We start from the raw sequence: 6,830 nt of genomic DNA on the forward strand, positions 1-6,830 counted from the left end.
TTGGGATGTATAGGGGATGTTTTTATTCAAATTGAATATATTGTTTCGCTTGGAGTATTGACATTTTGGCACATTTGAGTATATACTTAATTAAAATAAGTACAAACTTTCGATTTTACATAAAGATTTTGTGAAAAATAAGCAGGAGGGTAAAACGTTGAAGCATAGCCATGCAAAACGCAATCCCCAAAGCTTGTTTCTAAAAAGTAACACAATCAATAAGTACAAACGGGCTTTATATGGTCTGTATTACGGAAGGGAGGAACCTATGGGGGACGATATCAAACTTCGGGTTTCAAAAATTGAAAAATCTTTTCCGGGTGTAAAGGCGTTGGATAAAATTGACTTTACAGTTAGAAAAGGGACGGTACATGCGCTTTGTGGTGAAAATGGTGCAGGGAAGTCCACACTAATGAAAATCATCAACGGGATCTATAAACCCGATGCCGGCGAAATCTTTATCGATGAACAGCCGGTAAAAATCAAAGATCCTATCAAAGCAAGATCTCTGGGGATTGCCATGATCGCCCAGGAATTGAACTATGTACCCGAAATGTCCGTAGAAGAAAACATCTTCTTGGGGCGTCTGCCGGTGGATAAGCTGGGCAGAGTAAAATGGAGAGAAGTTCGTAAGCAGACAGAAAAACTGCTGCAGGAAGAACACCTTCCCTACAAACCTACAGACAAGCTGAAAACGCTGACAACCTCTGATATTCAGATGCTGGAGATCATAAAGGCGATTTCCAATGATGCATCCATCATCGTAATGGACGAACCTACTTCTTCCATTACGCAGAAGGAAGTAGAGCTGCTGTTTAAGAAGATCGAGATTCTGAAAGCCAAAGGCTGTGCCATTGTTTATATTTCCCACAAGATGGATGAAGTATTCCGTATTGCCGATGATATTACAGTATTCCGTGATGGTACGGTAGTCAAGAGCATGCGGGCGGCAGATACAAACATCGATGAGGTCATTGCCCTGATGGTAGGCCGCCGGATGGAAAACGTATATCCCAAAGAGGAAATCGAAATCGGCGAGCCCCTGCTGGAAGTAGAAGGGCTGAAGAGCGGTCAGCTGTTTGAGGATGTTTCATTCCATGTGGGCAAAGGCGAGATCGTTGGCTTTGCCGGTCTGGTTGGCGCAGGCCGTACAGAAGTGATGCGTACGCTGTTCGGTCTGGAACATATTGATGGCGGTACAGTAAAGGTACACGGCAAAAAAGTCCACATCAAAACAGTATCCGACAGTACCAAAGCAGGTATGGTTATGCTGTCTGAAGACCGCCGCCGTTACGGTATCATTCCTATGAGAAGTGTTCGGGAAAATGCCAGCCTGGCATCTCTGGAAAAATTCTTCTACGGCGGTCATGCCCATAAAAAAGAAGAAGCGGAGATGGTAGCGAAATATTTTGAAAAAATGAGTGTAAAAACACCTTCTCAGGAAACAGCGATCCAGTCTCTGTCCGGTGGGAACCAGCAGAAAGTATTGCTGGCAAAATGGATGATGCGCGATCCGGAAGTTATGATCTTGGATGAACCTACCAGAGGGATCGACGTAGGTGCGAAATTTGAAATTTATAAACTGATGACAGAAGTGGCACAAGCAGGTAAAGCAGTCGTAATGGTTTCCTCTGAGCTGCCCGAGCTGATCGGTATGTGTGACAGAATCTATGTTATGAATCAGGGCCATATCGCCGGTGAACTGAAACGAGAAGAATTTTCTCAGGAAGCGATCATGGTTTATGCAACTGGTACACATAGCATCATTCAGGAATAATAAAGGGGGAGATCTAAGTGAAAAATAAAAGTCTGGGTCAGGTAATGACCAAGTACTCAATTTTCTTTGTTTTACTGATTATGATCATCATTTCCACAATGATGAATAACAATTTCTTGAGCGCAAGAAATGTCACAAACATTGCGGTACAGTTGTCTGTAGCCACCATTTTGGCCTATGGTGAAATGGTTCTGATTATCAGCGGCCTGTTGGACTTGTCTTCCGGGGCGGTATTGGCGCTGGCCGGCGTATTGTCTGTCAGCCTCTATAAATCCACAGGTTCCATGGCAGTTGCTTTTGCAGTTGCCATTGGTGTTGCGGTAATCTTTAATATGATCAACGCATTTTTCGTTGCAAACTGCAATCTGCCTGCTTTTATCGTAACATTGGCAACGCAGATGGCAGCCAGGGGGTTGGCTTTGCTGTATACATCCGGCCAGAACCTGGTTCAGATCGGCAAATATGCCAATGTAGGTCAGGGCAAGATTGGCCCTCTGCCCATTCCTGTTATTTTTATGGTTGTGGCAACGATCATAATCTGGTATATTATGAATCATACCAAGCTTGGGCGTTCCTTCTATGCCATCGGTGGGAATGAAGAAGCATCTATTGCTTCCGGTATCAATGTAGTAAGATCCAAATATCTGGCATTCCTGATCAATGGTATCCTGGTAGGTATCGCAGGCGTTCTGTTCATGGCTCGTGTAAATGCAGGTCTGCCCAATGGTGCTGTTGGCTATGAAATGGAAGGCCTGACAGCTGCTATCGTCGGCGGTACAAGCTTCTCCGGCGGTGTTGGTACAACATCCGGTACACTGGTTGGTTCCTTCATCATCGGCTGTCTGAACAACATCATGAACCTGCAGGGCGTAGACTCTTATGTACAGCAGGTTGTAAAAGGTGTCATTATCGTAGCAGCGGTATTGTACGATATCCGCTTCAAAAACAAAAAAGCACCGAAAGTTATCCTGAAAAAAGAAGACGAGGAAGAAAAGAAAGAAGAAGCCCCTGCGGCAAAAGCATAAGCATCTTTGATACAATGGCTTTCATTTGATGGATCAAATTCAAATAGAGCAAAAATTCTCGCAAAATTTTAAACAAGAAAGGGAGAGAGTAACATGAAAAAGTATTTAGCAGCATTTGTAGCACTGGCTATGGCAGCAACTGCACTGACAGGCTGTGGCGGCGGCGAAACAGCAACCGATGAAGCATCCGGTGATAGCTATAAAGTAGCATTTATCGCTAGAGCACAGTCTGATACTTTCGCAGCATGGCTGGCAAATGAAATGATCGCAGCAGCAGAAGAATATCCTGATATCACACTGGATGTATTCGATGGCCAGGCTGACGATGCCAAGGAAAACGCAGCAATTGAAAACGCAATCGCAAACGGCTACGATGCAATCATCGTACAGCCCAACAATGGTGAAGCACAGAGACCTTACGTAGAACAGATCGTAGCAAATGGTATCGTTGCAATCACAACAAACTCCAGAATCGAAGGCATTGAAGGTGCATCCACTGTCGATGCTGACCCTTATGTACAGGCTAAAGTAAACGCTGAACTGGCTCTGGAACAGGTTCCCGAAAACGGCAGAGTTGTTGTTATCAATGGTCCTTCCGGCAACTTCCACGCTGATGAAAGACGTGTTGCATGGCAGGAAGTATTCTTCGATGCAAGACCTGACGTAACAATTCTGGCTGAAGACTTTGCAAACTGGAATAAAGACGAAGCTATGGCTCTGATGGAAGACTGGACAGTAGCTTACGGCGACATCGATGCAGTTATCTCCACAAACGATAACATGGCAGCTGGTGCTCTGGAAGTAGTAAAAGGCAACGATATGTACGACGACCTGCTGGTATACGGCGTTGACGGTACAGCAGAAGCTTGCCTGCTGATCGAAGAAGGCAGAATGACATCTACATGCCTGCAGTCCGCTATCGACCTGGCAGCTCTGAATCTGGAAACAGTTCACAAACTGCTGACAGGTGAAGAAACACAGATCGACACAGATATCGATGCTGTTCTGATCACAAAGGACAATGCTTCCGAATACGTTGAAATGTACAGAGAAAGAGGTCAGATCACAGACTAATTGCAGATCATTACATAGTAATGGTTACTTTGAGTTCTGATTGATATAATCTCGAATGATGAGGGGTGCCAGTTTCGGTTTTTGCCGGAAGGGGTACCCCTTTTTTCCATGGAAATCTTTTTGCGGAAAGAATGGAAATGTTGCATAATTTCCCTGATACTGTTATGATAAAGAATGAAGATTTGTACAGAGACAAATCAAGAAGAAGGTATTTTTATTTTAAGTGAAAGTGAGGAGATCAAAATGAAAAATAGAGCGGCATACATGGTAGAGCTGAACAAAATGGAAATCAGAGAAGTTCCCGTTCCTGAACCCAAGGAAGGCGAAGTTCTGATCAGAGTGGAATACGTTGGTATCTGCGGCTCTGATGTACATTATTTCCATGACGGCAGATGCGGCGATTTTGTGGTAGACGGCGAATTTATGCTGGGCCATGAAGCTGGCGGTGTTGTTGAAAAACTGGGCCCCGGCGTAACTTCTTTGGCCGTTGGCGATAAAGTGGCACTGGAACCCGGCATCACCTGCGGTCAGTGTGAATTCTGTAAATCCGGCAGATATAATCTGTGTCCCGATGTACAGTTCCTGGCTACACCTCCCGTTCAGGGCTGCTATGAAAACTATATTGCATTCCCTGCAAATATGTGCTTCAAACTGCCCGACAGCATGTCTACAAAAGAAGGTGCTTTGATCGAACCCTTCGCAGTTGGCCTGCATGCAGCCCATCAGGGCGGCGTTGGCATGGGCGATCAGGTTATTATCCTGGGCTCCGGCTGCATCGGGCTGATGACTCTGCTGGCTTGCAAGGCTTGCGGCGCAACAGATATCACAGTGGTAGATATGGCTCAGAAACGTCTGGACTTTGCCATGAAGCTGGGCGCAACCCGTGTTATCAATGCTAAGGAAAAGGACGTTCTGAAAGAGGTTGCAGCATTTACAAATGGCGCAGGTATCGACAAGGTATTTGAAACAGCAGGCTCCCCTGTAACCATTGCCCAGACACCTCATCTGGTAAAAATCGGCGGCACCATTACTTTGGTTGGTATGTCTGCAAATCCTGAAATCACATTCAATTTTGGTCAGATCATGGCGAAGGAAGCTACCATCAAATCTGTATTCCGTTACAGAAACCTGTACGCAAAAGCCATTGCGGCAGTTGCAAACGGTATCGATATCGGCACAGTAGCAACCCATGAATTTGCATTTGACGATATTCAGGCTGCCTTCGAAGCTGCCATCAACGACAAAGAAAATGTAGTAAAAGCAGTCATCAAACTGTAATCTTCACAGAATGGCGGTGTAACTATGGAATATTTACTGGGGATTGATATTGGCACTTCCGGCACAAAGACAGTCCTTTTTGACAGAGATGCCAATCCTATCACAGCAAAAACCTTTGAATACCCTCTTTACCAGGAGCAGAACGGCTGGGCAGAACAGGAACCTAATGACTGGTGGGACGCTGTTGTAAAAGGCGTGCAGTGTGTGCTGAAAGATTCCGGCGTGGCTCCTGGGGATATTAAGGGCATTGGCCTTTCCGGTCAGATGCATGGGTTGGTTATGCTGGATGAAACCGGCGATGTCCTGAGACGTTCTATCATCTGGTGCGACCAGAGAACCGGAGAAGAAGTAGAAGATATGAACCGCATGATCGGTGCGGAAAAGATCATTCAGATTACAGCAAATCCCGCAGTCACAGGCTTCACTGCGGCAAAGATTCTGTGGGTGAAAAAGCACGAACCGGAACTGTATGCAAAATGTGCCCATATCCTCTTGCCGAAGGATTATATCCGCTATAAACTGACCGGAGAATATGCCACAGAAGTATCCGATGCTTCCGGCATGCAGCTGATGGATGTGGCAAAACGTACATGGTCTGATGAGATTCTGAATGGTTTGGGGATTGATAAGAAGCTGCTGGGGAAAATGTATGAATCCCAGGAGGTAACTGGCAGAGTACACAAAGAAGCAGCGGCCCTGACCGGCTTGGCAGAAGGCACCATCGTTGTGGGCGGTGCCGGGGACAACCCCGCCGCAGCCATCGGCACCGGTATCGTTTCGCAGGGCAAAGCCTTTACCACCATTGGCACCTCTGCGGTGGTTTATGCCGTATCCGACCAGATGGCACTGGACCCTAAGGGCAGAGTACATACCCTTTGCGCTTCTGTGCCTGGCAAATGGACGGTAATGAGCTGTACACAGGCGGCAGGACTTTCCTTCCAGTGGCTGAGAAATAATGTCTGCACGTCGGAAATGGCAGAAGCGGCGGAAAAAGGCGTTGACCCTTATGAGATTATGACGGCGGAAGCGGCAAAGGTACCCATCGGTTCTGAAAAGCTTCTGTATCTGCCCTATCTGATGGGGGAACGTTCCCCTCATCCGGATCCCGATTGCCGTGGTGTATTCTTTGGCTTGTCCGCGATGCACCAGAGACCCCATCTGATCCGTTCTGTTCTGGAAGGCATCTCTTTTTCTCAATGGGAATGTGTAGAGGTGTTCCGGGAAATGGGCGTGCCTATTGAAGATATGATGATCTGCGGCGGCGGCGGCAGAAGCCCCTTCTGGAGACAGATGCTGGCGGATATGTACGGCTGCCCTGTCAGCACAGTGCAGTCCGATCAGGGCGGTGCCTTGGGGGCAGCGATCTTGGCCGGCGTAGGCGCAGGCATCTATTCCGATTTGGAGACGGCATGTAATGAACTGGTACGGAAAAAAGACGTTTCTCAGCCGGATATGGCTGCAAACGGCGAATACGCAAAATTCTTCACATTATATAAAGATTTGTATAAAACACTGTTCAACAGTTTTAAAGAACTGAAAGACATCTGATAGACCCACTAGCCTCGACCGAAAAAGTCGGGGCTTTTTTGGTTTGCAGAATTATTCGTTTTTTAAGAATATCTTTCTTGATTCTTGCGTTCTCCTTTTTTATAATACATAATGAGAAGAAAGACGAA

General features: G+C 46.3%; 5 protein-coding genes. All 5 read left to right on the forward strand.

Annotated features, from left to right (window positions below; genetic code table 11):
• Window positions 1-268 precede the first annotated feature (268 nt).
• Entirely contained in the window at window positions 269-1,777 is a 1,509-nt protein-coding gene (locus ACI39P_RS00635; protein ID WP_439718787.1) for an ATP-binding cassette domain-containing protein, read from the forward strand.
• A gap of 17 nt (window positions 1,778-1,794) precedes the next feature.
• The gene (locus ACI39P_RS00640) at window positions 1,795-2,802 is read left to right on the forward strand and encodes an ABC transporter permease subunit (protein ID WP_439718788.1); all 1,008 of its coding nucleotides are present in this window, start codon (window positions 1,795-1,797) and stop codon (window positions 2,800-2,802) included.
• A 93-nt stretch (window positions 2,803-2,895) separates the two neighbouring features.
• Window positions 2,896-3,876, forward strand: a complete 981-nt coding sequence (locus ACI39P_RS00645; protein ID WP_439718789.1) for a sugar ABC transporter substrate-binding protein — start codon at window positions 2,896-2,898, stop codon at window positions 3,874-3,876.
• Between the two features lie 243 nt (window positions 3,877-4,119).
• Window positions 4,120-5,154: an NAD(P)-dependent alcohol dehydrogenase gene (locus ACI39P_RS00650; protein ID WP_439718790.1), complete on the forward strand. Its 1,035-nt coding sequence runs from the start codon at window positions 4,120-4,122 to the stop codon at window positions 5,152-5,154.
• A 24-nt stretch (window positions 5,155-5,178) separates the two neighbouring features.
• Complete coding sequence (gene xylB, locus ACI39P_RS00655) at window positions 5,179-6,702, forward strand: xylulokinase (protein ID WP_439718791.1); 1,524 nt, start codon at window positions 5,179-5,181, stop codon at window positions 6,700-6,702.
• Window positions 6,703-6,830 lie beyond the last annotated feature (128 nt).

The organism is Anaerotignum sp. (assembly GCF_051877975.1).
GTDB lineage: Bacteria > Bacillota > Clostridia > Lachnospirales > Anaerotignaceae > Anaerotignum_A.

Excerpts from the sequence above, each read along its gene's own strand:
- xylB (WP_439718791.1), top strand. The coding sequence starts at position 5,179 with ATGGAATATTTACTGGGGATTGATATTGGCACTTCCGGCACAAAGACA.
- ACI39P_RS00645 (WP_439718789.1), top strand. The coding sequence starts at position 2,896 with ATGAAAAAGTATTTAGCAGCATTTGTAGCACTGGCTATGGCAGCAACT.
- ACI39P_RS00650 (WP_439718790.1), top strand. The coding sequence starts at position 4,120 with ATGAAAAATAGAGCGGCATACATGGTAGAGCTGAACAAAATGGAAATC.
- ACI39P_RS00635 (WP_439718787.1), top strand. The coding sequence starts at position 269 with ATGGGGGACGATATCAAACTTCGGGTTTCAAAAATTGAAAAATCTTTT.